Source organism: Ruegeria sp. SATB027 (assembly GCF_059613825.1).
This window is the reverse complement of record NZ_JBXWTH010000017.1, coordinates 289,489-316,082: the sequence shown is the minus strand read 5'-3', so window position 1 is coordinate 316,082 and position 26,594 is coordinate 289,489. Positions and strand designations below refer to the sequence as shown.

Sequence of the window (26,594 nt, the reverse complement as noted above, 5' to 3'; positions counted from 1 at the left end):
TGTGGAAAGGGTCAAGTCGGCGCAGGTCGCGTCTTTCAAAGAAAAACGGAACCGGCTTCACGGCCGGTTCCGAAAAACCGCACAGCAGTCCTGTTGCAAATCGCAGACGTAAACCCCGAAGGTTACGCCGATCCCTGGTCTTTGTTGACCTCGGCAGCAGCTGCGGCGCCAACAGCAGTCTTCTGCTCGGGCGTCAGATGCTCGACCTCTTCCAGTCCGGGAATTGCAACGCGCACCTCGCGGCGGGCAAAGTCGATGCCGTTGGCCTTGAACTCGGCCTTGACCTTGTTGAAGATTTCCTTGCGCAAGGTGAACTGCTTGCCGGGCTTTGCCATGAATTTACCGCGAATGATCATGCCCACATCGTCGAAGTCGAACACACCCTGAGACTTGAAGGGTTGCAGGAAGCCTTCTTTGTGGGTTTCGTCCTCCATCATTTCGGCCCCGATCTTCTTGAAGATTTTCTTGACCTTGTTGGGATCGGTATCGAAGGGCACGGTGAACTTCAGCTTCATGATCACCCAGTCACGGCTGTAATTCGTCAGCTTCTGGATTTCACCATAAGGGATTGTGTGCACAGGCCCCCTGTGATGACGCAGTTGCATTGAACGGATCGAGATTTTTTCGACCGTTCCGGTGGTTCCGCCCACATCGACATATTCGCCGACGCGGAAGGCATCATCGACCAGAAAGAAAACACCACCGACGATATCCGCCACCAGTTTCTGAGCACCAAAGCCGATGGCCAGACCCAGAACACCGGCACCGGCCAGAAGCGGTGTGATGTTGATACCCAGCGCACCCAAGGCCAGCAGGCCAAAGATTACCGAAATTGTGACTTGGGCCGTAATCCGCATCAGCGGCAGAACCGTCGCCAGACGAGAGCCCCCGGCACCGCCGCCTTCACCGCCGGCTTCCTCGTCGACTGCTTCAGCTGCGGTCTGTTCCTTGGCCAGCCTGCGGTTGATCCATAGTGAAACAACCTCGTTCAGGATGTAGCCGACCGCAATGATCAGAAGGAATTCAATGACAGCGCCGCCAACTTCGGCACTGACACCGGCCGAGGCGACATTGCGCAGGTCAAGATGCCACGTGCGGGCGATCATGAAAACCACGACCAAACCCGCAATAACCCGCCCAATCCGGATATAGCTGCGCTTGGCCGCGCGATGAGCGCGTTCGGCCAGCGGGCCTTCTCCTGACATTGGTGGCTGCAAGTGGCGCACCAGCCCGCGGATCAAAGTGTCGAGGGCAGGGGCAATCAGCAACCAGAACATGGTTGTGAAATGCGCACCACCTCCAAGCAATCTGAGCGTCGATGGATCGCGTTGTGCGACCAGGAATTCGACCAGCAGCCATATTGTCACCGAAACGCCAATGGCGAAGTAGGGGTAATAATGCGCGACTTCTTCATCGAATTTTGTGCGGTCCGGGTCTGTTCCCAGCATCATCTGAGACAACCCGTCGCGCGCGGTCCAAGCGATGACGGCGATATAGACATGGATTGCCGCATTCAGCCAGAAGGCGATGCGTGTGTCGTCCCCTGTGATACCATTTAGGGCGTTGAATCGCACAACAAACAGTGTGAACCCGATCAGGATCAACAGCCCGATCAGATTGCGATGCAGATACTTTGCCCAATGGTCGTCAATACTCACCAACCGATATTTGGGCTTCTCCGGTGCCAGAACAAAACGTGAGGCCGCAGCCCCCAGGCGCGGAATCCAGATCAGATAGAAAACAAACGGAGCGGCATAAGTGATCTGTTCGGGTGTCAAAAGCCCTCGACCAATCGCGCGAATGACAACATAGAACACGATCAGCCCGGCAATTTCGCGACAGAACCTGCGGAACAGGTAACTGATGGCGCCCCTGAGATCGGCCTCATCCCCAACTTCGGTCGCTTCATGCCAGCGACGGGTCAGGAAAATGAATAGTTTCTCGGCTATGAAACCCGCAATCAACACAGAAAGAATAAGCCCAAACAGGGTAAGGACGCCGGACGTTCCAAACGTGTCGCTGAAATTGCCAAACGCAGTTATCTGTGCCGTGACAATATTGGGAAGCGTGGTCAGAACATGTGTCCAGGACGAGACCATCTCGGCCCATATCTCACTGATTTCGGTCAGCGGGTCTTCCACGTTCGCCTTCTCGGCAGCCTGCTTTTCGGCGACTGCATCAAGGCGCTCTAACAGAATGGCGCGCACCTGGTCATCTGACATGCGGGCAACCAGACCATCGACCTGGTCAGGTGTTAGATCGTCCGGAATGGTCACTGAAGAAGTTGAGCCGGTGTCTTGCGCATAAAGCGGAACCGCCAAAAATAAAGTGCAGACAATCGCCAACATAAGGCGGAATGGGTGGAACATGGATTTTCCCTCGAACACGAAATTATCTCGTTTTTTTTGGGATCATATGCCTATGCGTGTATTTTTCCCAGAGCTTTCGCTGACTTGATGCAATGCCTAGAGCAAAAAAAAGGCCGAGCAATAAGCTCGGCCGTAGTCCAACAGGGAGGTATGAAGATGATGAGCGTTTCAGCATCACCGCCTTCGAGTGCTCATTTAGGGGTCAGTTTATAAACGTTCAAGGAATTTAACCCTGAAATGTCCTCATGCCCGCTATGCTATTTGTGCATAGCTAAAGTTTTCCCATCTTTTTCAGTTGTTTGCGCTGTGCGATGATCTCGTCCTGCACAAAATCGCGGAACGCCCCGACACGTTTGGAGTGTCGGAGTTCTTCGGGATAAGCCAGATAGACCGGCACGTCAGCGGTTTCGACATCCGACAGAACCGGCACAAGATGCGGGAAATCCTGCGTGACGTAATCTGGCAGAACCCCAATCCCGAGATTGTGCAACACTCCCTGAAGGACGCCGAAGTAGTTGTTTACCGTCAACAGGGATGCGGGATTGTAGGTCATAAGGTGGCGAACCATAGCCGCGCTGGCGCCCACCTGGGGTGCCGCGGGTGTTTGACAGATCAGCCGGTGATTTTGGATATCCTCCAGAGATTTCAGCATTCCGCCATGGGCTTCGATGTAGTTGTGCGTCGCGTAAAGCGCCATCTGAACCGTCATCAGGCGTTTTCGCACAAGATCTGCCTGGCTGGGTTCCTTCATGCGAATGGCGACATCCGCTTCTCGCATGGGAAGGTCCAGAACTCGTTCTTCCAGCATCAGGTCGATGTTCAGATCAGGATATTGCTCATAAAGCTTGGGTAGGCGCGGGGCGAGCCACAGTGTGCCGAACCCAAAGGTCGTCGTGACCCGAAGAACGCCAAAGACCTCTTCTTCACTGTCGCGAATGCGTGCGGCAGCTGCGTCCAGCCGTTTTGACATGGCGGATGTGGCGTCGAACAACAATTCACCCTGTTCGGTGAGAATCAGCCCCCGGGCGTGACGGTGAAAAAGGGTGGCATCCAATGACTCTTCCAGCGCACGGATCTGTCTGCTCACGGCGGATTGAGACAAATTGAGCTTGTCCCCGGCATGTGTGAGGCTGCCTGCATCGGCCACCGCGTGAAATATTCTAAGCTTGTCCCAATCCATCGCCGCAACTTTCGTTATCTTTTCGAACGCCTATATGAAACAGGTAACAAGTTCTACAATCAAAGGCCGAAATCGTTACGGTTCAGTGCATAAAACCTATACAGGTCAGAAATTATGACCTAAAATGCGCTGAGTACATGCACACTGATCTGGCGAGGGGAGACGTCTGATGAGTCAGCCACAGATTACGTTAAACGACCGGTTCGATCTTGAGAAAAGCCCCGTTCTTCTGAACGGAACACAGGCACTTGTCCGGTTGATGCTGATGCAAAAGGCCAGAGACCGGCAGGCGGGACTGAACACTGCGGGGCTGGTGACTGGATATCGTGGCTCGCCACTTGGCGCTGTTGATCAGCAGATGATGCGGGCGCAAAGGCAGTTGTCCCAAAGCGATGTCACGTTTCAGTTCGGATTGAACGAAGATCTGGCAGCAACGGCGCTGTGGGGCAGCCAACAGGCCGGCTTGCGCGGCGACGGCAAGTTCGATGGGGTTTTTGGGCTTTGGTACGGCAAGGGGCCGGGCGTAGACCGGTCCGGTGATGTCATGCGCCACGCGAATATGGCCGGAACCGCCAAGCATGGCGGTGTGCTTATGGCGATGGGTGATGACCATACCGGCGAAAGCTCGACCGTGTTGCATCAGTCCGAATGGTCACTGGTAGATATGTATATGCCTGTCGTCAGCCCGGCGGGTGTGCAGGAAATCCTCGACTACGGAGTTTACGGCTTTGCGCTCAGCCGTTTTGCTGGGGTTTGGGTCGGGCTAAAGACCATGAAGGACACAATCGAGGTTACCTCGGTTGTGGATGGTCGCCCCGACCGAATGCAGGTCGTCGTACCTGATTTCGATATGCCGGAAGGCGGTTTGAATATCCGCCTTGGGGACACGCCGCACCTGCAAGAAACGCGCGTCATCGATTACAAAAGGTTTGCAGCCGAGACGTTTTCGCATGCCAACAAGCTGGACAAGCGGATATGGGGCAAACCGGGTGCAAAGATCGGATTTGTTGCGGCGGGCAAGAACTGGCTGGACCTGACCCATGCGCTGTCGCTTTTGAATATCAATGAATCCGAAGCCGAACGGCTGGGGATCACGACCTACAAGGTGGGGCAGACCTTCCCGCTGGACATGGTCGGGTTCCACGACTGGGCCGAAGGGCTGGACCTGATCGTGATTGTCGAGGAAAAGCGCAAACTAATCGAGGTTCAGGTCAAAGAGGCTATCTTTGACGACCGTCGCGGCCGCCGGGTATATGGCTGGTACAAAGGCGGTGCCGGTACGTTGCACCGCGATGAACTGTTCCCGACCCGTGGCGCGCTGGACCCGATCATGATTGCTGAAAAGCTGGGTGAGATCCTGATCGAAGAAGGGCGTGAAACCGAAGGTATTCGGGCCGGGCTGGCCTCTTTGTCCGAGGCGCGCCGGGCCGACAACGCACAGGAAATCGCAACGCGGCTTCCGTACTTCTGCTCGGGCTGCCCGCATAACAGTTCGACCAAAGTCCCGGATGGCAGCCGTGCCTATGCAGGGATCGGTTGTCATTACATGGTCCAGTGGATGGACCGGAACACCACGGGCTTTACCCAGATGGGCGGTGAAGGCGCGAACTGGATCGGTGAGGCCCCGTTTTCGACCACCGAACACGTGTTCCAGAACCTTGGCGATGGCACCTATAACCACTCGGGCGTTCAGGCGATCCGCGCGGCGTTGTCTGCGGGCACGAACATCACCTTCAAGATCCTGTTTAACGATGCCGTCGCCATGACGGGCGGGCAGGAGAATGAAGGCGATCTGACCGCAGAACGGATCGTTGCCGAAGTCAAAGCCATGGGTGTCCGTGAGGTTGCTCTGGTCTATGACGAAAAGGAAGACGTGAACTTCAAGGCTCTGCCGTCGAGTGTTCAGACGTTCGAGCGTGCGGAACTGATGCAGGTGCAGGAGAAGTTCCGCGAGATCGAGGGTGTTTCGGTCATTGTCTACGTTCAGACCTGTGCGGCCGAGAAGCGCCGCCGCCGCAAACGCGGCACGTTCCCGGACCCGGACAAGCGCGTCTTCATCAATACCGATGTTTGCGAGGGCTGCGGCGATTGCGGGGTGCAATCGAACTGTGTGTCGATCGTTCCCAAAGAAACAGAACTCGGGCGCAAGCGCGCCATCGATCAGTCAAGCTGCAACAAGGATTATTCCTGCCTGAACGGCTTTTGCCCGTCCTTCGTTACGCTTGAGGGGGCGAAGATCCGCAAAGAGGCAACAACCGAAATCGACTTGCCCGACCTGCCGATGCCGGTGCTGCCCAAAATCAGCGGTACGCATAACGTGGTGATCACGGGTGTCGGGGGAACCGGTGTTGTCACGCTGGGTGCGATCCTTGCGCAAGCTGCCCAGATTGACGGCAAAGGCGCGGGCATGATGGAAATGGCGGGCTTGGCGCAGAAGGGCGGCGCGGTCCACATCCATTGCCGTCTGGCCAACGCACCCGAAGACATCAGCGCCATCCGTGTCGCAACCGGCGAAGCCCATGCGCTGATCGGCGGTGATCTGGTGGTATCCGCCGGAGCCAAAACATTGGGCCTGACCCGCACTGGCCGTACAGGCGCCGTTGTGAACAGCCATGAGACGGTTACAGGCGACTTTACGCGCAATACCGAGTTCCGCATTCCCGCCGATCAATTGGAACTGGCTCTTCAAGCACGACTGAAAGAAGATGTCTCGCTGTTTGACGCGACCGAGTTGGCACGCGCCGTGATGGGCGACTCGATCTATTCCAACATGATGATTTTTGGCGCAGCGTGGCAGCGCGGGTTGTTGCCCGTCAGCCATCAGGCGATCTTTGATGCCATCGAATTGAACGGAACTACGATTGAACGGAACAAGCGTGCGTTTGATATCGGGCGTTGGGCGGTTCTTCATCCGGCAGAGGTACAGTCCATTCTGTCCCCGACCGTAACCGAGATGCCCAAATCGCTGGATCAGAAGATCGAATTCCGCGCAAGCCACCTGACCGACTACCAAAGTGTGCGGCTGGCCAAGCGGTATCGCAAGCTGGTCGACAGTGTTGAGGATGCGGATATCCGCGAAGCGGTGGCAAAAGGTTATCACAAGCTGTTGTCCTACAAGGATGAATACGAAGTCGCGCGCCTTCTTCTGACAAGCCGTGACAAAGCGGCCGCCGAGTTCGATGGCGATTTCAAGATGACATTCCATCTGGCCCCGCCCTTTTTGGGGGGATCGGGCAGCAACGGCAGACCGCGCAAACGTGCTTTCGGGGAGTCGGTCATTGGCCCATTGAAGCTTTTGACCCGGTTGAAGGCGCTGCGCGGTACGCCGCTGGATATATTTGGCTATTCGTCGGAACGCAGGATGGAGCGTGCGTTGATCCGTCAGTATGAAAAGGACATGCGCGAAGTTCTACCGCTTGTGTCGCAGACCACACGCGATGCGATTGCCGCCCTGGCCCGTTTGCCGCTGGATATCCGTGGGTTTGGCCCCGTATTGCGCGAGAACGAGGCCAAAGCAGCCAAGCGGCGCGAGGAATTGCTGGCCGTCATTCGCGGCGGAGGGGCAGGGTTGCAGGCCGCGGCAGAATAAAACGTCACAAGCGTGTCACGATAGCTAGGCAAAATTGTTACTTGCACTTATTTTGCAGGCAGCAAACCGGAGACCCATATGCCTTCTCGTCGTCATGCCGTTCGCGACATTTCCTACGCGCATTCCGCTGAAACCAAAGGCGGGCGGATGGTCATCAAGCTGATGGAGAACACGACGGGCCGTATGCGCCTGATCAAACGCGCGGACGGGTACGAGAAAGACGTTGCCAATGGGCGCGACTTTTGGGCCGTAATGGTTGACCGCTATGGGCTGACACTGGACGTGGTAGGGGGATCGCTTTCGAATATTCCGAAAGACGGCCCTCTGATCCTGATTGCCAATCATCCCTACGGAATTCTGGATGGCCTGATGATGGGACATATCCTGTCCGAGACACGGGGTGATTTCCGCATTCTGGCCCATCGGGTGTTTCGCAAGGCCGAAGACCTGAATCGCATCATTTTGCCAATTTCGTTTGATGAAACGAAAGAGGCGATGCAACTGAACCTTGAGACCCGCAAAACCGCGCTCAGCTATCTGGGCGAAGGCGGCGCGATCGGCATTTTTCCCGGCGGGACGGTCAGCACCGGGGTTAAGCCGTTTTCCCACCCCATGGATCCGGGTTGGCGCGGGTTTACCGCGCGGATGGTGGCCAAATCGAATGCCACGGTTGTTCCGGTTTTCTTTGATGGCCACACGTCTCGTCTGTTTCAGATCGCCAGCCATCTGCACAGTACTTTGCGCATGGGCCTGCTGATTAAAGAGTTCAAGAAACGCGTTGATACATCGGTGAAAGTCGTGATCGGAGAGCCGATACGCCGTGACATTCTGGACCCGCTCAGCAAGGATACGCGCAAGATGATGGATTTCCTGCGCAAAGCCACGTATGAGCTGTCTCCAACGCCGTTGAAGTCTTATGATTACGGCTATGAGTTTGAGGAACGGCATCGCGCCTGAAGGATCTAATGGCAGTAGGTATCTTCGATTCCGGTTTGGGCGGTCTGACCGTCCTGAGTGCCGCGCAGCAACGTCTGCCGGACGTTGATTTCCTGTATTTTGCAGATAGTGCACACGCGCCATACGGTGTGCGTGATGCCGAGGATATCTATCAACTGACCCGCAAGGCGGTTCAGGATCTGTGGTCGCGTGGCTGCAATCTGGTGATTCTGGCCTGCAACACGGCCAGCGCCGCAGCGTTGCGGCGCATGCAGGAAGAGGGCGTGCCCAGCGGCAAACGCGTTCTTGGCGTTTTTGTCCCGTTGATCGAAGCGCTGACCGAACGGCAATGGGGTGACAATTCTCCGCCGCGCGAAGTGGCCGTCAAACATGTGGCATTGTTTGCAACGCCTGCCACGGTATCCAGTCGGGCTTTTCAGCGTGAATTGGCCTTTCGGGCCATCGGTGTGGATGTCGAGGCACAGGCCTGTGGCGGCGTTGTGGATGCCATAGAAGATGGCGACATGATCCTGGCCGAAGCCTTGGTGCGCAGCCATGTGGATGCGCTCAAGCGCAAAATGCCGGAACCTCAGGCCGCTATTCTGGGCTGCACGCATTACCCGTTGATGGCCGAAGCATTTCAGGCGGCGTTGGGTGAAGATGTGCAGGTTTACAGCCAGGGTGCGCTTGTTGCTGACAGTCTGGCAGATTACCTGCAACGTCACCCCACCATGTTGGGCGACGGCCCAAGTGGTTTCCTGACAACAGGCAAACCCAATGTTGTCAGCGACCGGGCGACGCAGTTCCTCCGACGACAAATCACGTTCCAGGCTGCCTGACTTAGGTCAAGGACGCAGCCGCTCTGCTTCCCTTATTTCAAGGCCGTCGCATCGGCGGTCGAAACATGTGACACCCAAGTGAAAGAGGTCTGACATGACCCATAAAATCGCAATTCTTGGCGCTTCGGGCTATACCGGCGCTGAACTGGTGCGGCTGATCGCCGAGCACCCGAGCATGGATATCGTCGCGCTGGCTGCCGAACGTAAGGCTGGCATGCCAATGGCGCAGGTTTTCCCGCATCTGCGCCACATGGATCTGCCGGATTTGTGCAAAATCTCCGAGATCGACTTTGCGCAGGTCGACCTGTGTTTTTGTGCCTTGCCGCACAAAACCAGTCAGGAAGTGATCCGGGACTTGCCGAAAGACCTGAAAATCATTGACCTGTCCGCAGACTTCCGGCTGGCAGACCCCGACGAGTACGAAAAATGGTACGGCAATCCGCATATCGCGCTAAAACAGCAGGAAGAGGCGATTTATGGTCTCACCGAGTTCTACCGCGAAGACATCAAGGCGGCACGGCTTGTTGCAGGTACCGGGTGCAATGCGGCGACCGGGCAATATGTTCTGCGGCCACTGATATCTGCCGGGGTCATTGATCTGGACGATATCGTTCTTGATCTGAAATGCGCCGTATCAGGGGCAGGGCGGTCACTGAAGGAAAACCTGCTGCACGCTGAACTGAGCGAAGGCAGCAATGCCTATTCCGTCGGTGGGACACACAGGCATCTTGGCGAGTTCGATCAGGAGTTTTCGAAACTTGCCGGTCGGGCTGTGCATGTGCAGTTCACGCCCCACCTTATCCCTGCAAACAGGGGTATTCTGGCCACAACCTATGTGAAGGGTGACCCGCACAGCATCTACGAAACGCTTGCCAAAGCCTACGCGGACGAGCCGTTCATCCAGATGTTGCCGATGGGTGAGACTCCTTCGACCCACCATGTGCGGGGGTCGAATTTCTGTCACATCGGTGTTGTGGCCGACCGGATTGAGCGGCGCGCAATTGTGATTGCGGCGCTGGATAACCTGACAAAAGGTAGCAGTGGGCAAGCCTTGCAGAACGCGAACCTGATGTTAGGTGAAGATGAAACTCTGGGCCTGATGATGGCCCCGCTTTTCCCGTGAGGATGGTATGAAAACGCTCAAGAAACGTCGGCGTGTACAAGTCATTCTGGTGGCAGTTGTTGCCTTGGTGGCGGCAACTGCGTTGATTGGTTGGGCATTGCAGGACGGGATCAACTTTTTCCGCTCGCCCAGCGAGGTGATTGCAGAGCCGCCGAAACCGACCGAAGTGTTTCGGATTGGCGGCTTGGTCGAAGAAGGCTCGATCATCCGCGGACAGGGCGAAACCATCCGTTTTGTTGTAACGGATGGCGGCGAAAGCGTTCCGGTCTCGTTCACAGGTGTTCTACCTGACCTTTTCTCGGAAAATCAGGGAATGATCGGCACGGGAAGTTACGTGAACGGCGTCTTTGAAGCGACTGAAATTCTTGCCAAACATGATGAGACCTACATGCCGAAAGAGGTCATGGACGCTCTGAAAGAGCAAGGTGTCTATAAAGGCGCGGAAGAAAGCTGAAGCCGTTTGAATCTGTTACGGAGCGTTGCGTGCATGGTGCATACAGCGCTCCGTTTCGTTTTAAATCATTAATATCTGTCGGAAACGGTGTGGCCACCTAACGTTACGAGGGTGGTATGCAAACGGTTCGGCAAATTGCCAAAGAGATTGTGGCCCGTGAAGGGGGCTTTGTTGATGACCCCGACGATCCGGGCGGGGCAACCAAGTTCGGGGTCACGATTCACACCCTGCGCAGGCTGGGTTTGGATCTGACTGGCGACGGCCGGGTTGACGAGGCGGATGTGCGCGCAGTGTCCCCTCGGCAAGCGGTCGACATCTTTGTGCAGCACTATTTCGACAAGCCGCACATTGCGGAGCTTCCCGAAATCCTGCATGCTTCGGTTTTCGACATGTATGTGAATGCCGGTGCGCAGGCGGTCAAGATCCTTCAGCGGCTGCTACAGGAAATGGGGTTTAACGTCACCACCGACGGCGTGATAGGCCCGCAAACCGTGGCGGCCTGCCAAAGCGCGGCGCAGCCAGAGCCCGACGTCCTGCGCGACGCCTACGGGATTGCGCGGCGAAACTACTATTTTCGCCTTGCTGATCGACGGCCTGCATCCAGAAAATACGCGCGCAACCGTTCAGGCGGCAAAGGTGGCTGGATAATACGGGCCGAAGAGTTTCTGTCGCCGCGTTATCATCTTTCGGACAGCGAATTTAACAGAAGGATCGCGGCATGGGGCTGATTTCAGGTGTGCTGGCGCTTTTGTTTGGTAACGGGCGCAACGTCTTACAGGAAACCGCAGAACTCTATCGTGAAAACACCGAAGCAAGCGCAGTACGCGCCAATGAGATTCAAACTCAGGCCATGGTGCAGTTCGGTAGCGAATTTCAAGCACCTCAAAAGGGGCTGTTTGACCGTGTCATGGACGGCGTGAACAGGTTACCGCGCCCGGCGCTGGCATTGGGAACGCTTGGCTTGTTTGTTGCCGCCATGGTCGACCCAATATGGTTTGCCGCACGGATGCAGGGCATAGCCTTGGTCCCAGAGCCGCTGTGGTGGTTGCTGGGCGTGATCGTATCGTTTTACTTTGGCGCGCGTCACCAAAGTAAAATGCAGGATTTTCAGAGGGATATCCGCTCAACCATGACGCAACTGCCAACGGTCATGAGCAATATCGAGGCCTTGCGCACGATGCAGAGCGACAGCCCGGGAGTTGCTGATCCCGGTCCGGATGCTGTGCTGAACAGCGATGTCATACGTCCCGAGGAAAACCAGGCGCTGAACGATTGGCGAAAGCTACGCGGTATCTGACCCGCGACACTTTGTGCGTGCAGAACAAGCTAAAGGTCATGGCCCCCGGTTCCGCACCGGCGTATATTCCGGGGCATGATTACAGAGCTTGGCCACTTCACCCTGATCCTCGCGTTCTTTGTCGCAATCGTGCAAAGCGTTGTTCCCCTGATCGGCGCCTCAAAACGCTGGACCGGCTGGATGGGCTTTGCAGAGCCCGCCGCGATCGTCCAGTTCCTGCTGACAGCGTTTGCATTTGGTGCATTGATCTGGGCGTTTGTAACGTCTGACTTCTCCCTCAGGATTGTGGTCGAGAATAGCCACACGGCAAAGCCGATGCTGTACAAGATCAGTGGAACATGGGGCAACCACGAAGGATCTATGCTGCTGTGGGTGCTGATCGTCACCCTGTTTGGTGCGATGGCGGCCTTCTTTGGTGGTGGCTTGCCACCGACACTCAAAGCCCGTGTTCTGGCCGTTCAATCGGCTATTGCCGTGGCGTTTTTCGGTTTTATCCTGTTCACGTCGAACCCGTTTGACCGGCTTGCCATCGCGCCGTTTGACGGGCGCGACCTGAACCCGCTGCTGCAAGACCCCGGGCTGGCCTTCCACCCACCGTTTCTGTACCTCGGCTATGTCGGGCTGAGCATGGCATTCAGCTTTGCGATTGCTGCCCTGATCGAAGGGCGTATTGATGCGGCCTGGGGCCGATGGGTACGCCCCTGGACGCTGGCGGCCTGGGTTTTCCTGACTATCGGTATCGCGCTGGGATCCTGGTGGGCCTATTACGAACTGGGCTGGGGCGGCTTCTGGTTCTGGGACCCGGTCGAAAACGCGTCCTTCATGCCCTGGCTGCTGGCGGCGGCGCTGTTGCACTCGGCAATTGTTGTGGAAAAACGCGAAGCATTGAAAAGCTGGACCATTCTGCTGGCAATCATCGCGTTTGGATTTTCCCTCATCGGCACGTTTATCGTGCGTTCGGGGCTGCTGACCTCGGTTCACGCCTTTGCCAATGATCCGGAACGCGGTGTGTTCATCCTGATCATTCTGGTCTTCTTCATCGGCGGCGCGCTTACCTTGTTTGCCGCACGCGCGCAAGCGATGGAGGCCAAGGGCGTTTTTGGCATGGTCAGCCGCGAAAGCGCGCTGATCGTGAACAATGTCCTTCTGGCGGTCAGTTGCTTCGTCGTTTTTGTCGGGACGATGTGGCCGATGGTGGCCGAGATGATGTTTGACCGCAAACTTTCGGTTGGGGCACCGTTTTTCAACGCGGCGTTTTCTCCGTTCATGGTTTTGCTGGGGCTTATCCTGCCAATCGGGGCGATGCTGCCGTGGAAACGCGGTCGGCTGGGCAAAACGGCCTGGTCCCTGCGCTATGCCTTTGGTCTGGCGCTGGCGATTGCGCTGTTGGTTTGGGCAATGCAGACCGGCCGCAGCGCGTTAGGACCCGTAGGCTTGTTCCTGGGGGCTTGGATCACATTCGGTGCCGCCATTGATTTGTGGAGCCGGACAGGCCGCAATGGCAGCTTCATACGTCTGATCCGACTTCCGGGCGCCGATTGGGGTAAGGCAGTTGCCCATACCGGCCTTGGGGTGACGATCTTTGCGATTGCCGGTCTGACCGCGTGGGAGGCGGAAGATATCCGTGTAGCGCAACTGAACCAGCCGTTCGAAGTGGGTCAGTTTACACTGACATTGCAGGACGTGCGACGGGTACAGGGGCCGAACTATTTTTCAACCACGGCTGATGTTCTGGTCGAAAAGGGCGGTCGCGTCATCGGAACGCTGCATCCCGAGAAACGGGATTATCCCGTTGCGCGCATGCCGACAACCGAGGCCGCGATTGACTATCGTTTTCTTGGTGATCTTTACGTCGTCATCGGGGATCAGCAGGCAGATGGCGGCTGGGTCATGCGCACCTATATCAAGCCTTTGGCGAACTGGATCTGGGGTGGATGTATCCTGATGGCGCTCGGTGGTGTCCTCAGCCTGAGCGACAGGCGGTTCCGTGTCGCCGCAGGTGCGCGCAAATCCCCCGCTGGCGGAGTACCTGCGGAATGAGACGCCTTGTACTGATCCTGCTGCTGCTGGCAGCCCCGGTGTTTGCGGTACAACCTGATGAAGTTCTGGACGACCCTGTTCTGGAGCAGCGGGCGCGCGACCTGAGTGTCGGGTTGCGATGCCTGGTGTGTCGCAATGAAAGCATTGACGAAAGCAACGCTGAACTGGCACGCGATCTGCGCTTGCTTTTGCGTGAACGCCTGGTTGCGGGTGACAGCGACGAAGAGGCTGTCGCGTTTATCGTTGACCGCTACGGCGAATATGTCTTGCTCAAGCCCACCACCAGCGGTTCGAATCTGCTGTTGTGGCTTGCCGGGCCAATCATGTTGCTGATCGCTACCGCAGTCGGGTTGAACTTTCTTCGCACACGCGCCAGGGCGCAGGTTTCAGGTGAAACCGAAGCTCTAAGCGCAGAAGAACAGGAACGCCTTCGCCAAATTCTTGAAGACTGACGTTTGGTTCTGCTTTTCCCAACCAGCCCGGACAAGTAAACGTGCTTAAACACGTGGCGCGAAGGAAAAAGTCTTCATGAATTACGAAACGGTTCTATTGGACATATCGGACGGTCTGGCGGTTCTGACCCTGAACAGACCGGACAAGATGAACGCGCTGACCACTCGGATGCGGGCAGAGATTACCCACGCGATGAAAGACGCCGCGGTTAAAGCGCGTTGTATCGTTATCACCGGGGCAGGTCCGGCGTTTTGTTCCGGGCAGGATCTGGGCGATGCATCATCGACCGGCAAGATCGATCTGGAACGATCATTGCGCGACGAATACGAGCCGATGCTGGAAACCATCCACAGCTGTCCGGTTCCGACGATCGCTGCTGTAAACGGACCTGCTGCGGGGGCAGGGGCCAACCTTGCGCTGTGTGCGGATGTGGTTATTGCAACGGAAAGTGCGTATTTCCTACAGGCGTTTGCACGTATCGGCTTGCTGCCCGATGCCGGGGGCACCTGGTTCATGCCGCGCCAGATGGGCTTGGCCAAAGCGATGGGGGCCGCCTTGTTTGCTGACAAGATCAGCGCCCGGCAGGCCGAAGAATGGGGCATGATCTGGGAAGCTGTGCCCGATGATACGTTTGCCGCACATTGGCACAAAAGGGCAGAATATCTGGCCAAAGGTCCAACCGCAGCCTATGGCGCGATCAAACGTGCCATTCGCGGGACCTACGAAAACACATTGCAGCAGCAGCTTGCGACCGAGGCGCATCTTCAAGGCGAATGTGGCCGGTCGCGGGATTTTGCTGAAGGTGTAGTGGCGTTCATGGAAAAACGCCCTCCGAAATTCGAAGGGCGTTGATAAGCGTTAGGCGCGGCGGCGGCGACGCGTGCGGCGTTCGGGGCCCGCGTCGTCCTCGGTTCCGTCCGAAGCCGACGAAAACGGCCCCAGTGCCTCGGTGATCTGATCCAGTGTCGGGCGCTCGCCGCGCGAAGTGGTATCCAGCGCTTCGCGCATTTTGCGCAGATGATCGGGCATGGTGCCGCAGCACCCGCCAATGATTGTGGCGCCCGAATCCCGCGCCATGGCAGCATACCGACCCATCAGTTCGGGTGTCCCGTCATAGTGGATATGGCCATCCACGTATTTCGGAATGCCCGCATTGCCCTTTGAGATCAGCGGGCGCTCGGTGCCTTGCGCAGCAAAACCCAGAACCGTGCGCAGGATATCCGACGCGCCGGTACCACAATTGGCCCCAAAAGCGATCGGTGGGTTTGGCAAGGTTTCAACCAAAAGCGCAAGATCGGCCGAGGTGACACCCATCATTGTGCGCCCGGCCGTGTCAAAGCTCATCGTGCCGCACCAGGGCATGTCGGCCAGTGCAAAGGCCTCGGCTGCCGCGCGGAACTCCTCGGGCGCGCTGATGGTTTCTACCCAAAGAACGTCAACCCCGCCTGCTTTCAAAGCCTCGGCCTGTTCATGAAACATTTCAACCGCTTCGGAATGCGACAGGCTGCCGACCGGCTCCATAATCTCGCCGGTGGGTCCAACCGATCCGGCCACGACAACAGGGCGCCCGGCTTTGTCTGCGACTTCACGTCCAAGTTCTGCGCCGATACGGTTCAGCTCGCCCACGCGGTTCTGCGCATCATGCAGTTTCAGACGCGCCGCAGTGCCTCCAAACGTATTGGTCAGAAACAGGTCGCTGCCCGCATCGACTGACCCCTGATACAGCGCCCTGATCTTGTCCGGAGCATCCACGTTCCACAGCTCAGGCGCATCACCTGATTGCAGACCCATGTTAAATAAGTTGGTTCCCGTTGCACCGTCCGCAAGGATGGCGTCTTTGGTGTCCAGAAGTTTGCTCAGCGCGTTTGTCATAGGGTTATTCCAGAAAAAGCGTAAAAACGCTGCAAAAAAACAGAGACGCCCCATGTCTCACGACCAGGGCGTCAAATCAAATTCATAAAACTCATGAAGATCATGAGTTTTGCATTTCAGGCAATCAATGTTCGCCTTCCGCCATCACCTGTTCTTTGGCCTCAACCAGAAGCTCGGCCATTTTCGAACGGATCGTGGCTTCATCTGCAAGATCACCCAAGTAGGCTTTGACTGCCTCGACAACATCGTCCTCGCCGACATGCTGCAGGTCGGTATGAACCAGTTCCTGTCCGTATTTCCGTGCCTGTTCAACAGTTTCGCCCTTCAGCGCAGACGCCCAGACAGCCATAAAGCGGTTGCGGCGCATCCGTGCGATGAATTGCATCTTTTCGTCATGGGCGAATTTGCTTTCAAACGCGGCTTCACGTTCGTCGAATGTGGTCATTGGTTGGGGACCCCTTGGATTACCGTTTCTCACTGATGATATGACAATAGGACACTCTGGGTGCAAGGTATTTGCGCTGCGTCAAAGGCCCTCGGGGCTGCGAACTTGCGGGAACGCAGGGCTTGCACTATGAGGACGCCAACGTGAAGGGACTCATTCCCTTTCGCCAGTCTGGAAAGGTCGCTTATGGCGCGTCGCAAGAAAATCTACGAAGGCAAGGCCAAAATTCTGTATGAAGGCCCCGAGCCGGGCACCATCGTACAGTATTTCAAGGATGATGCCACCGCGTTCAACGCCGAGAAGAAGGACGTGATTGATGGCAAAGGCGTGCTGAACAACCGTTTGTCCGAGTTCTTCATGACCGGGCTGACCCAGATTGGCATTCCGAACCACTTCATCCGGCGCCTGAATATGCGCGAACAACTGGTGCGCAATTGCGAGATCATTCCGCTGGAAGTGATCGTGCGTAACTATGCGGCGGGTTCGATGTCGAAACGTCTTGGCATTGCCGAAGGGACGCAATTGCCTCGTCCGATCGTTGAATATTGCTTCAAGGATGATGCCTTGGGCGATCCTCTTGTCACCGAGGAACACATCGCCGCGTTTGGCTGGGCCAGCCAGCAGGACATGGACGACATCCTCAGCCTTGCACTGCGCGTGAACGATTTCCTGAGCGGCGTGATGCTGGCGGTGGGAATCCGTCTGGTTGACTTCAAGATCGAAATTGGGCGCGTGTTTGAAGGCGACTATCAGCGGCTGGTTGTTGCGGACGAAATCAGCCCGGACAGCTGCCGCCTGTGGGATATCAAGACCGGTCAGAAACTGGACAAGGATGTATTCCGCCGCGATCTGGGCAGTCTGACAGATGCCTATTCCGAGGTCGCCCGAAGGCTGGGTGTGCTGCCTGCCAGTAATGTTACCAAGCCGACGCTGATCAACTAAACACTCCTTCTCAGCAGCGCCGCCCCGCTCAGGGCGGCGTTTTGCCTTTGCCAAGTTGTTGGCCGAGCAGGGTGTTTGCGTGTGGCCGGGCCGTTTGATCAGATGACTATTCCGAAGTTTCCAGCTGCTGCGCCAACAAAACTACTCAGGTCCAACTGACGGCGCAGGATCGTCACTCGCCTGCGGCAAACTGCGTTTGAAACAGGGTTGTCGAAACCCATCAGGCGCGCTATCCCCCGCGCAACGAAATGGGCCTTGTATGCGGCCCACAGGTGGAGTTGCCAAAATGAAAGCACGGGTTCATGTGATGCTCAAGAACGGGGTGCTGGACCCGCAGGGCGAAGCAGTACGGCACGCATTGGGTGCAATGGGCTTTGATCAGGTCGAAGGCGTACGTCAGGGCAAAGTCATCGATCTTGAGCTTGCCGATGGCGCGACCGAGGCAGACGTGACCGAGATGTGCGAAAAGCTTTTGGCCAACACCGTCATCGAACGCTACGAGATCGAACTGGTCTGATTGATGCGGGCCGCGCGTCTGATCACCTATCGTCAACCGCTTGAGGTGTCGACGATCCCCGACCCGGTTCCCACCGAAGACGGTGTTGTGGTGCGGGTGCTGGCCTGCGGCGTGTGCCGGTCCGACTGGCACGCCTGGTCGGGCTCAGACCCCGACGTTGTCCTGCCCATGACACCCGGTCACGAGTTTTGCGGCGAGGTGGTCTCGGTCGGAACGCGCGTCACACGGTGGCGTGTCGGGGACCGGGTGATTGCGCCCTTCATCCTAGCCTGTGGGCATTGCCCGGACTGCGCGCAGGGTCATCAGACAATCTGTCCGAACCAGGTCGTACCCGGCTTTACCTGTGACGGGGCTTTTGCTGAATATGTTGCCGTGGCTCATGCCGATGCCAACCTGACATCCTTGCCAGACAGCGTCGCGCCCGAAATCGCTGCCGCATTAGGGTGCCGCGTAACCACGGCGTGGCAGGCGCTTGTTGGCCGGGCGCAGGTACAGGGTGGCGAGTGGATCGCCGTCTTTGGCGGCGGCGGCGTCGGAATATCAACACTTCTTCTGGGCAAGGCGCTTGGCGCGCGCGTTATCGTTGTCGATATCGCCGAGGACAAGCTGGCCTATGCCGAAACTCTGGGCGCCGATGCGGTGGTCAACGCTGCGACATGTGATGCCTCTCAGGCGGTGAAGGACATCACCGGTGGCGGCGCCGATGTTGCGATCGAGGCGCTTGGCGTCGAAGCCACGACCGTTTCCGCCATGCGATCCCTGCGCAAAATGGGGCGCATGGTGCAAATCGGAATGCCCGCAGGGGACCATGCGCAGATGTCGCTGCCGATGGATGTGCTCTATTCTGGTCAGCTCTCCGTATTTGGCACCCGCGGGATGCCAAGCTGGCGCTATCCGTCGCTGTTGTCGCTGATCGCGGGTCAAGGGGTCGACCTGAGCCCGCTGGTGACCCGGAAAATAACCCTGAACCAGGTAAGCGCCGAGCTTGCCGCTTTTGACCATCCAACGCCTCCGGGTGTTGCGGTTGTCACAGATTTTGTCTCGTAGGAGGGCCCACCATGCGTGCAGCCGTAATCGTATTCCCTGGATCCAACTGTGACCGAGATCTTGCCGTCGCCTTTGAGCAGGCCGGTTTTCAGGTCGATATGGTCTGGCACAAAGACGCGGCTTTGCCTGAAGGTATTGATATCGTGGGTGTTCCCGGCGGGTTCTCTTACGGAGATTACCTGCGTTGCGGCGCAATCGCGGCGCAATCGCCGATTTGCAAGGCCGTGGTCGAACACACGCAACGTGGCGGTTATGCCGTTGGAATATGCAACGGTTTTCAGGTTCTGACGGAAACCGGCATCCTGCCGGGCGCGTTGCTGCGCAATGCCGGGCTGAAATATATCTGCAAGACCGTCGGCCTGAAGGTCGAAACCAGCGACAGCGCGTTTACCAGCGGTTACAACGCAGGCGATGTGATCGGTATTCCGATTGCGCACCACGATGGCAACTATTTTGCGGATGACGCGACACTGGCCGCTTTGAAAGATCAGGACCGGATCGCGTTCACCTATGCCGAAAACCCGAACGGCTCGGTCGGGGACATCGCCGGGATCCTGTCGGAAAACCGCCGCGTGCTTGGAATGATGCCGCACCCCGAACGCGCAGCAGATCAGGGCCATGGCGGCACAGATGGGGTGGCGTTGTTCCGCGCATTGTCAGGTGTGTTTGAAGCGGCGTGACTTGAGGTCTCGCCCGCCGGGGCGTAACCTTTCGCCATGAACCCCGAAGTTCGATCTGGCTGGTCAAATATGTTGAAACCGTTTCGTGGTGCACCGCTGGGCTGGCGGTTGCGGCTGGCGGTTCTTGTTCTGCTGGTCGCGACAATTGCAACGGTGTGGGTCACGAACCGGCTGTTGACCGACAGGTTCACCGAATCCACGCGCAACCGGGCGGAACTGCGGCTGACGCTGTATTCGGGCAACTTGCTGAGTGAACTGCGCCGCAACTCGATTGTTCCGCAATTGCTTGCCCGCGACCCGACGTTGATTTCGGCATTGCAGTCAGGCGATTACACCCTGTCGACACAGCGCCTTATTTCATTCGTGGAAGAGATCGGCGCGGCCTCACTGGTATTGCTGGACAGCGACGGGCGCACAGTTGCCGCGACCGACCGGAACAGGTTGGGCGAGGGGCACCGGAACACACCCTATTTTGTGGATGCGATCCGCTCGAACGCGACGATATTTTCCGTTATTCCCAAGGATGCAGGCGGATACAGCTTTGTGTATTCGCGCCGGTTGGAGAACGGGGCGGAGTTTCTGGGGGTGATCGTCGTCGAGGTTGACCTGCAGAAGTTCGAACGCGCCTGGGCCGGTATCTCGGATGCAGTGATGGTTACCGACAGCACCGGCAACATCATTCTGTCTACTGAACCCCGGTGGCGCGGGCTGGATGAGAACACGGCGATGCTGCGCCAACCTCCACAAGGAGCGATTCAGCGCGCCATCCGTGCAACAACCGATTGGACCGCGCTGCCGCCTGATGCCTACCTTCAGGGCGAAGCTGTGATGCGGATCGAGACGCGCATTCCGTTCCGCGGCTGGCAGATGACCTCGTTCACGACCTATGCCTCGATCCGGGAAAAGGTGAACAGCGTTCTGGCGCTGGAAATCATGGGGTTTGCGATTCTTCTGGCGCTTGCGTTCTATGCGTTGAGCCGCCGTGCCACGTTGCGCATGACCCTGTTCCAGCGCGAGTCGGCAGAGCTTCGCGCATTGAACGCACGGCTACAGCGGGAAATCGCTGAACGTGAACGGGTTGAAAAGACGCTGGATTTGGCGGAACAGACGCTTGCGCAAAGCTCGAAACTGGCCGCTCTGGGCGAGATGTCGGCAGCGGTCAGTCACGAGTTGAACCAGCCTCTGGCGGCAATGAAAACCTATCTGGCCGGGGCCCGTCTGCTGCTGCGCCGCAACCGCCCGGAAGAGGCCCTTGCCAGCTTTGGCCGCATCGATGGTCTGATCGAACGGATGGGCGCAATTACCCGGCAGCTCAAGTCTTATGCACGCAAGGGCGCGGATGCGTTTTCACCAGTAAATCTTGGTGAAGCGCTGGCCTCGTCCCTGTCGATGATGGAGCCTCAGCTGCGTCAGCGCCACGTGAAGATCACGCAGATCGTACCAGAGGAACCTGTGATCGTGATGGGGGATCGAATGCGCATCGAGCAGGTCATGGTCAACCTCTTGCGAAACGCGCTGGACGCCACCAAATCAGTGGTGGAGCCGGATGTGGAAATCATCCTGGCAGCAGGTGATATGGCAGTGCTGACCGTACGCGACAACGGGCACGGAATCGAGGATATCGAAAACCTGTTCGAACCGTTCTACACGACCAAACAGCCCGGAGACGGTGTTGGTCTGGGGCTTGCCATCTCGTCAGGGATCGTGAACGACCATGGGGGACGGTTGACTGCGCGCAACGGCCAATATGGCGGTGCGGTGTTTGAAATGCAGTTGCCTGCACTGGGAAGCGACGGCCTTGAAGCCGCGGAATAACGAGGAATGACTATGGCACAAGCCATGAAAATTGCCATTGTTGACGATGAACAGGACATGCGCCAGTCGATCAGCCAGTGGCTCGCTTTGTCCGGCTACGACACGGAAACCTTTGCCAGCGCGGAAGATGCGCTCAAGGTGTTGGGACCGGACTATCCGGGGATAGTGATTTCGGACATCAAGATGCCCGGAATGGACGGCATTCAGCTTCTCAAAAAGCTGATGGGCGCTGACAGCACGTTGCCCGTGATCATGATCACCGGTCACGGCGATGTTCCGATGGCTGTCGAGGCGATGCGTGTCGGTGCATTCGACTTCCTTGAAAAACCCTTCAATCCCGACCGCATGTCAGAACTTGCCAAACGGGCAAGCAATGCGCGGCGTCTGACGCTGGACAACCGCGCGCTGCGCCGGGAATTGTCCGGCGGCACCCAGATCATGAACAAGCTGATCGGCGCCAGCCCGGTTATGGAACGTCTGCGCGAGGATATCCTCGATCTGGGTCAGGCGGATGGCCATGTGCTGATCGACGGAGAGACAGGAACCGGAAAGACGCTTGTTGCACACGCCCTGCACGCGGTTGGCAGCCGCGCCGGTAAGAAGTTCGTGCTGGTGTCCTGCGCGGCGCTCGAGGAAGACGCGCTGGCCAAACGTCTGTTTGGGCCGATGATGCCCGAAGATGCCCAATTGCCCGCCATCGAAGAGGCGCGGGGCGGGACGCTGGTTCTGGAAGATGTCGAGGCGCTCAGCGACTCCCTGCAAGCCAAGCTGCTCAGCGTGATGAACGAGCAGGGCACACCGGCCGAGACACGCATCGTTGCGATCTCGAACCTGCAAGAGGCGGGAAAAACCTCCGAAGATGTCTTACGGCCGGACCTGTTCTACCGACTGGCCGCCTTGCGCATCACCATGCCGCCCCTGCGCCAGAGGGGCGAGGATATTCTGACCCTGTTTACCCGTCTGAGCGAGCAGTTCGCCGAAGAATACGGCTGTGACGCGCCTCAGGTAAGTGCTCAGGAAGCGGCGCAGCTGTTGCAGGCGCCCTGGCCGGGGAATGTGCGCCAGTTGATCAATATTGCCGAACGCGCGGTGCTGCAATCGCGCCGCGGGTCCGGAACAATCGCTTCGCTGTTGATGTCAGATCACGAGGAAATGCAGCCGGTCATGACCACTGAAGGCAAGCCGCTGAAGGAATATGTCGAAGCCTTTGAACGGATGCTGATCGACAACACGATGCGGCGGCACAAAGGCTCGATCGCGTCTGTGATGGATGAGCTGTGCCTGCCGCGCCGGACGCTGAATGAAAAGATGGCCAAATACGGCCTCCAGCGGTCGGACTATCTGTAAACTTTGTGGCGGGGGCTCTGCCCCCGTCGCCTTTGGCGACTCCCCCGGGATATTTTTGGCCAGATGAAGGCGATCCCGCACGCCGTGGCAGGGGCGGTGCAGTTTGCCCATTGTCTTTTCCACAGGACTGCTTTTATTGTGTCCGGACGGGCCGGGCCAGTTTTTGTGTCCATAAGCCCCGAATCATTGAGTTTCGCTGCTTTGCTGATGGTGATGACGGATTGTTCGCCGCAAAGCAGACCGATTGTGCCTCATTTGGGGCAATGTAGTACCTGAGTCCGACATGTCGGGCGAAAGGAATAATGGGCAGGCTGCGGCTAACGCGCCTGTCGGAGAAGAACCGCGATGACGCGCGCGCAACGATTGAGTGACCGGGCAGGGGGCCACAGCGCCAGACCCTTCCGCGCGCCGTCCAATATCGCCCTGACAAGACACCTCCCCAAATGTGCCTGTCCACCTGGACGGGTCAGGACAACGCGTTTGGCGCGGTGCACCAAGGACACATGGCTAAGAAAATGCTTATCGATGCCACCCACGCGGAGGAAACCCGCGTCGTGGTGGTCGACGGAAACAAGGTCGAGGAGTTCGATTTTGAATCCGAAAACAAGCGCCAGCTTGCTGGCAACATCTATCTTGCAAAAGTAACACGGGTTGAGCCGTCGCTTCAGGCGGCCTTTGTGGATTATGGCGGGAACCGGCACGGCTTCCTGGCGTTTTCGGAAATTCACCCGGACTACTACCAGATCCCAATCGCCGACCGCGAGGCGTTGATGGAGGAAGAGCGCGCCTATGCCGAAGCCATGAAGGCGCGGGATGAGGCCGACGAGGGCAAGCCGAAAAAGCGGCGTTCTCGGTCCCGATCAAAGGCCGCGGATCTGAAGTCGGACGATTTGGTCGAAACGATGGAAGTTTCGACCGAGCCGACCGGTATGGAAACCATCGATTTTGACGACAGTGACGAAGCGGACATGGAGGTGCCCGAGGGGACATCGCCAATGGAAGTCGTCGCTGAAACACCTGTTGAGGAGCCTGAGGACAACGAAGCGCCGGAAGCTGCGTCAGATGACACTGCAGAGGAAACGGCTTCGGAAGACGAGGCAGAGGCTGAAACGGTTGAGGCTTCACAAGACGACGCAGCAGGGGATTCTGATGACGCGGCGGATGCTTCAAGCGCTGACGATGGCGATGAAGCGTCTGAATTGTCTGAAGATGACCGGGACGCAGATGATGGCGACGCGGATGAAGAACACGCTGACGCTGCCGCGAAAGATGACACGATTGAATCCGTGGCCGAGGAAGACGACAGCGAAGACATCCGCCCTCCGCGCAAGCCACGCCCACGCCGGTATAAGATTCAGGAAGTGATCAAAGTGCGCCAGGTGTTGCTGGTGCAGGTCGTCAAGGAAGAGCGCGGCAACAAAGGGGCAGCCCTGACGACATATCTGTCGCTGGCCGGTCGCTATTGTGTTCTGATGCCAAACACCGCCCGTGGCGGTGGGATCAGCCGCAAGATCACCAACGCGGTTGACCGCAAGAAACTGAAAGAAATCGCCGCGGATATTGATGTGCCCACGGGGGCGGGTTTGATTATCCGGACTGCGGGCGCCAAGCGCACCAAATCGGAAATCAAGCGCGACTATGAATACCTGCAACGCCTGTGGGAGCAGATCCGGGCATTGACCCTGGAATCCATCGCACCTGCGAAGATCTATGAAGAAGGCGATCTGATCAAACGGTCGATCCGGGACCTTTATAACCGCGATATCGATGAGGTTTTGGTCGAGGGCGAGGGCGGATACCGCATCGCCAAAGACTTCATGAAGATGATCATGCCGTCGCACGCCAAGAATGTGAAACGGTACGAGGACGCGCTGCCGCTGTTTGCACGCTATCAGGTGGAAAGCTACCTGGCGGGGATGTTCAACCCGACTGTTCAGCTGAAATCTGGCGGGTATATCGTGATCGGCGTGACCGAAGCGCTGGTGGCGATCGACGTGAACTCGGGCCGGGCCACGAAAGAAGGCTCGATCGAGGAAACGGCGCTGAAAACCAACCTGGAGGCTGCGGAAGAAGTGGCCCGCCAGTTGCGTCTGCGTGACCTTGCCGGTCTGATTGTCATCGATTTCATCGACATGGACGAGCGCAAGAACAATGCGTCCGTTGAAAAGCGTCTGAAGGACAAGTTGAAAACCGACCGTGCCCGCATTCAGGTCGGCCGGATTTCAGGTTTTGGCCTGCTCGAGATGAGCCGTCAGAGGCTGCGCCCCGGTATGATCGAGGCGACCACACAGCCATGCCCGGCATGCCACGGCACCGGCCTGATCCGTTCGGACGACAACATGGCGCTGTCGATCCTGCGTCAGATCGAAGAGGAAGGCACCCGCCGCCGCTCACGCGAGGTTCTGGTGCGCTGCCCGGTCAGTATCGCGAACTTCCTGATGAACCAGAAGCGCGAGCATATTGCTCAGATCGAATCGCGCTATGGCCTGTCTGTGCGGATCGAAGGCGATGTGCATCTGGTCAGCCCGGATTTCTCGATGGAGAAATTCAAGACCGCCAGCCGCATTGTTCCCGAAGCGATAGCACCTGTCGTTTCGGTCGATGCCTCGCTGATGGATCTGGTCGATTCTTCGGACGAGGAAGAAACCGAAGAGGATATCGCGCCGACCGAAGATGACACCAAACCCAAGCGAAAGCGCCGCCGTCGTCGTCGCAAGAAGGGCGGGGGCAATGGTGACGCGCCGGAACAGGGCGCGGATGACGGTGAAGGGACAGAGCAGGAGGATGCCGCAGGCGAATCCGCTGAAACCGAGACCGCTGTCGAGGCAACCGATGCCGAAGCGACGGAAGAGGAAAAACCCGCCAAGCCCAAACGCAAGCGCGCTCCGCGCCGTCGTAAGAAAGATGCGGTGGCAGAAGAGGCTTCGGAACAGACAGAAGCAACTGATGCCGATACCGGGGCTGATGCACCGGTGGTCGAAGAGGCGGCCTCGGACGCTGAATCCGAACCTGCCAAGGCGGCTGTCGCCGAGCAAAGCGAAGCGGCTGAGACTGCTGACGCTAAGCCGGAAGCAACAGAGGTTGCCGAGCAGACTGAGGAAGTCGCGCAAGCTGAAGCGGTCGTTGCGGTGGAGGAACCTGAAATTCAATCTGCGGATGAGCCGGTCGAAGACGCGCCCGTGGAAGAAACGCCCGTTGCAGCAGAACCTGAACCGGTGCTTGAAACTGTGGCAGATGAACCTGAGCCAAAATCCGACAGGCCCAAACGGCGCGGATGGTGGTCGTTGGGCAACTGATGAAATGGCGGGCAGATTTGCCCGCCTTTTTTTATATCATTAAGTCAGTCGGATTTTTGGATCAGATAGACCTGATGTTCGCCATCCAAATCCTGAGACAGCAATGTGTGGCCAGCTTCGGCGCAAAAATGCGGGACATCGATGATGGCTGCCGGGTCATCAGCCAGTACACGCAACACAGAACCTTGCGGCATGGATTTCAGCCGTTTGCGGGCCTTGAGGACGGGCAGCGGGCAAAGAAGGCCCAGCGCATCCAGCGTATCTGTAATCTCTGACATGATTTTCGGGATAGGGCGTAGTTGTAATATTGTCCAGATTCCAAGCACGAGGATGTGACTCATTGGCCCCGTGAC

At 57.6% G+C, this 26,594-nt stretch carries 22 protein-coding genes; 17 read left to right on the top strand and 5 right to left on the bottom strand.

Going from position 1 to position 26,594, the window contains the following annotated elements; all coding sequences use genetic code 11:
• Nucleotides 1-122: 122 nt before the first annotated feature.
• The gene (locus AC2FPW_RS03535) at nt 123-2,369 is read right to left on the bottom strand and encodes a mechanosensitive ion channel family protein (protein ID WP_496812565.1); all 2,247 of its coding nucleotides are present in this window, start codon (nt 2,367-2,369) and stop codon (nt 123-125) included.
• Between the two features lie 271 nt (nt 2,370-2,640).
• Nucleotides 2,641-3,549: a LysR family transcriptional regulator gene (locus tag AC2FPW_RS03530; RefSeq protein ID WP_480481095.1), complete on the bottom strand. Its 909-nt coding sequence runs from the start codon at nt 3,547-3,549 to the stop codon at nt 2,641-2,643.
• 169 nt (nt 3,550-3,718) lie between these two features.
• Here AC2FPW_RS03530 and AC2FPW_RS03525 point away from each other — a divergent pair, with 169 nt between their 5' ends.
• The 10 genes from AC2FPW_RS03525 to AC2FPW_RS03480 all read left to right on the top strand — a co-directional run bounded on the left by AC2FPW_RS03525 (nt 3,719) and on the right by AC2FPW_RS03480 (nt 15,132).
• Nucleotides 3,719-7,138, top strand: coding sequence for an indolepyruvate ferredoxin oxidoreductase family protein (locus tag AC2FPW_RS03525; protein ID WP_496812564.1), 3,420 nt, complete (start codon nt 3,719-3,721; stop codon nt 7,136-7,138).
• 78 nt (nt 7,139-7,216) lie between these two features.
• The gene (locus AC2FPW_RS03520) at nt 7,217-8,095 is read left to right on the top strand and encodes a lysophospholipid acyltransferase family protein (protein ID WP_480909310.1); all 879 of its coding nucleotides are present in this window, start codon (nt 7,217-7,219) and stop codon (nt 8,093-8,095) included.
• Nucleotides 8,096-8,103: 8 nt separating this feature from the next.
• On the top strand, nt 8,104-8,913 hold the full coding sequence (gene murI / locus AC2FPW_RS03515) for a glutamate racemase (RefSeq protein WP_480505303.1): 810 nt from the start codon (nt 8,104-8,106) through the stop codon (nt 8,911-8,913).
• Between the two features lie 94 nt (nt 8,914-9,007).
• A complete protein-coding gene (argC, locus tag AC2FPW_RS03510) occupies nt 9,008-10,036 on the top strand; it encodes an N-acetyl-gamma-glutamyl-phosphate reductase (RefSeq protein ID WP_496812563.1) in 1,029 nt (342 codons plus the stop codon).
• Between the two features lie 7 nt (nt 10,037-10,043).
• The gene (ccmE, locus tag AC2FPW_RS03505; RefSeq protein ID WP_209504023.1) at nt 10,044-10,490 is read left to right on the top strand and encodes a cytochrome c maturation protein CcmE; all 447 of its coding nucleotides are present in this window, start codon (nt 10,044-10,046) and stop codon (nt 10,488-10,490) included.
• A 116-nt stretch (nt 10,491-10,606) separates the two neighbouring features.
• The gene (locus tag AC2FPW_RS03500) at nt 10,607-11,218 is read left to right on the top strand and encodes a holin-associated N-acetylmuramidase (RefSeq protein WP_496812562.1); all 612 of its coding nucleotides are present in this window, start codon (nt 10,607-10,609) and stop codon (nt 11,216-11,218) included.
• The gene (locus AC2FPW_RS03495; RefSeq protein WP_496812561.1) at nt 11,209-11,787 is read left to right on the top strand and encodes a holin family protein; all 579 of its coding nucleotides are present in this window, start codon (nt 11,209-11,211) and stop codon (nt 11,785-11,787) included. The genes AC2FPW_RS03500 and AC2FPW_RS03495 overlap by 10 nt, the downstream gene beginning before the upstream one ends.
• A 75-nt stretch (nt 11,788-11,862) precedes the next feature.
• On the top strand, nt 11,863-13,827 hold the full coding sequence (locus AC2FPW_RS03490; RefSeq protein WP_480869252.1) for a heme lyase CcmF/NrfE family subunit: 1,965 nt from the start codon (nt 11,863-11,865) through the stop codon (nt 13,825-13,827).
• A complete protein-coding gene (locus AC2FPW_RS03485; protein WP_496812560.1) occupies nt 13,824-14,279 on the top strand; it encodes a cytochrome c-type biogenesis protein in 456 nt (151 codons plus the stop codon). The genes AC2FPW_RS03490 and AC2FPW_RS03485 overlap by 4 nt, the downstream gene beginning before the upstream one ends.
• Nucleotides 14,280-14,355: 76 nt before the next feature.
• Nucleotides 14,356-15,132, top strand: coding sequence for an enoyl-CoA hydratase-related protein (locus AC2FPW_RS03480; protein ID WP_480485732.1), 777 nt, complete (start codon nt 14,356-14,358; stop codon nt 15,130-15,132).
• Nucleotides 15,133-15,138: 6 nt separating this feature from the next.
• On the opposite strand, the gene bmt is transcribed toward AC2FPW_RS03480, so the two are convergent.
• Together bmt and AC2FPW_RS03470 are read right to left on the bottom strand one after the other, a co-directional pair.
• A complete protein-coding gene (bmt, locus tag AC2FPW_RS03475) occupies nt 15,139-16,152 on the bottom strand; it encodes a betaine--homocysteine S-methyltransferase (RefSeq protein WP_267364607.1) in 1,014 nt (337 codons plus the stop codon).
• Nucleotides 16,153-16,276: 124 nt separating this feature from the next.
• Nucleotides 16,277-16,597, bottom strand: coding sequence for a DUF1476 domain-containing protein (locus AC2FPW_RS03470; protein WP_267364605.1), 321 nt, complete (start codon nt 16,595-16,597; stop codon nt 16,277-16,279).
• Nucleotides 16,598-16,783: 186 nt separating this feature from the next.
• Between AC2FPW_RS03470 and purC the strand changes: the two genes are divergently transcribed.
• From purC to AC2FPW_RS03435, 7 genes are all read left to right on the top strand, one after another.
• Nucleotides 16,784-17,539: a phosphoribosylaminoimidazolesuccinocarboxamide synthase gene (purC, locus tag AC2FPW_RS03465; RefSeq protein ID WP_209504015.1), complete on the top strand. Its 756-nt coding sequence runs from the start codon at nt 16,784-16,786 to the stop codon at nt 17,537-17,539.
• 286 nt (nt 17,540-17,825) lie between these two features.
• Nucleotides 17,826-18,056: a phosphoribosylformylglycinamidine synthase subunit PurS gene (purS, locus tag AC2FPW_RS03460; protein WP_117872765.1), complete on the top strand. Its 231-nt coding sequence runs from the start codon at nt 17,826-17,828 to the stop codon at nt 18,054-18,056.
• A gap of 3 nt (nt 18,057-18,059) precedes the next feature.
• The gene (locus tag AC2FPW_RS03455; RefSeq protein WP_496812559.1) at nt 18,060-19,103 is read left to right on the top strand and encodes a zinc-dependent alcohol dehydrogenase family protein; all 1,044 of its coding nucleotides are present in this window, start codon (nt 18,060-18,062) and stop codon (nt 19,101-19,103) included.
• Nucleotides 19,104-19,114: 11 nt separating this feature from the next.
• Complete coding sequence (gene purQ, locus AC2FPW_RS03450) at nt 19,115-19,783, top strand: phosphoribosylformylglycinamidine synthase subunit PurQ (RefSeq protein ID WP_209504013.1); 669 nt, start codon at nt 19,115-19,117, stop codon at nt 19,781-19,783.
• Between the two features lie 69 nt (nt 19,784-19,852).
• The gene (locus tag AC2FPW_RS03445; protein ID WP_480493249.1) at nt 19,853-21,598 is read left to right on the top strand and encodes a sensor histidine kinase; all 1,746 of its coding nucleotides are present in this window, start codon (nt 19,853-19,855) and stop codon (nt 21,596-21,598) included.
• Between the two features lie 12 nt (nt 21,599-21,610).
• The gene (locus tag AC2FPW_RS03440; protein WP_267364599.1) at nt 21,611-22,945 is read left to right on the top strand and encodes a sigma-54-dependent transcriptional regulator; all 1,335 of its coding nucleotides are present in this window, start codon (nt 21,611-21,613) and stop codon (nt 22,943-22,945) included.
• Nucleotides 22,946-23,448: 503 nt separating this feature from the next.
• On the top strand, nt 23,449-26,241 hold the full coding sequence (locus AC2FPW_RS03435) for an Rne/Rng family ribonuclease (RefSeq protein WP_496812558.1): 2,793 nt from the start codon (nt 23,449-23,451) through the stop codon (nt 26,239-26,241).
• Between the two features lie 44 nt (nt 26,242-26,285).
• Here the strand turns inward: AC2FPW_RS03435 and AC2FPW_RS03430 are convergent, their stop codons facing one another.
• The gene (locus AC2FPW_RS03430) at nt 26,286-26,519 is read right to left on the bottom strand and encodes a sulfurtransferase TusA family protein (protein ID WP_480481072.1); all 234 of its coding nucleotides are present in this window, start codon (nt 26,517-26,519) and stop codon (nt 26,286-26,288) included.
• Nucleotides 26,520-26,594 lie beyond the last annotated feature (75 nt).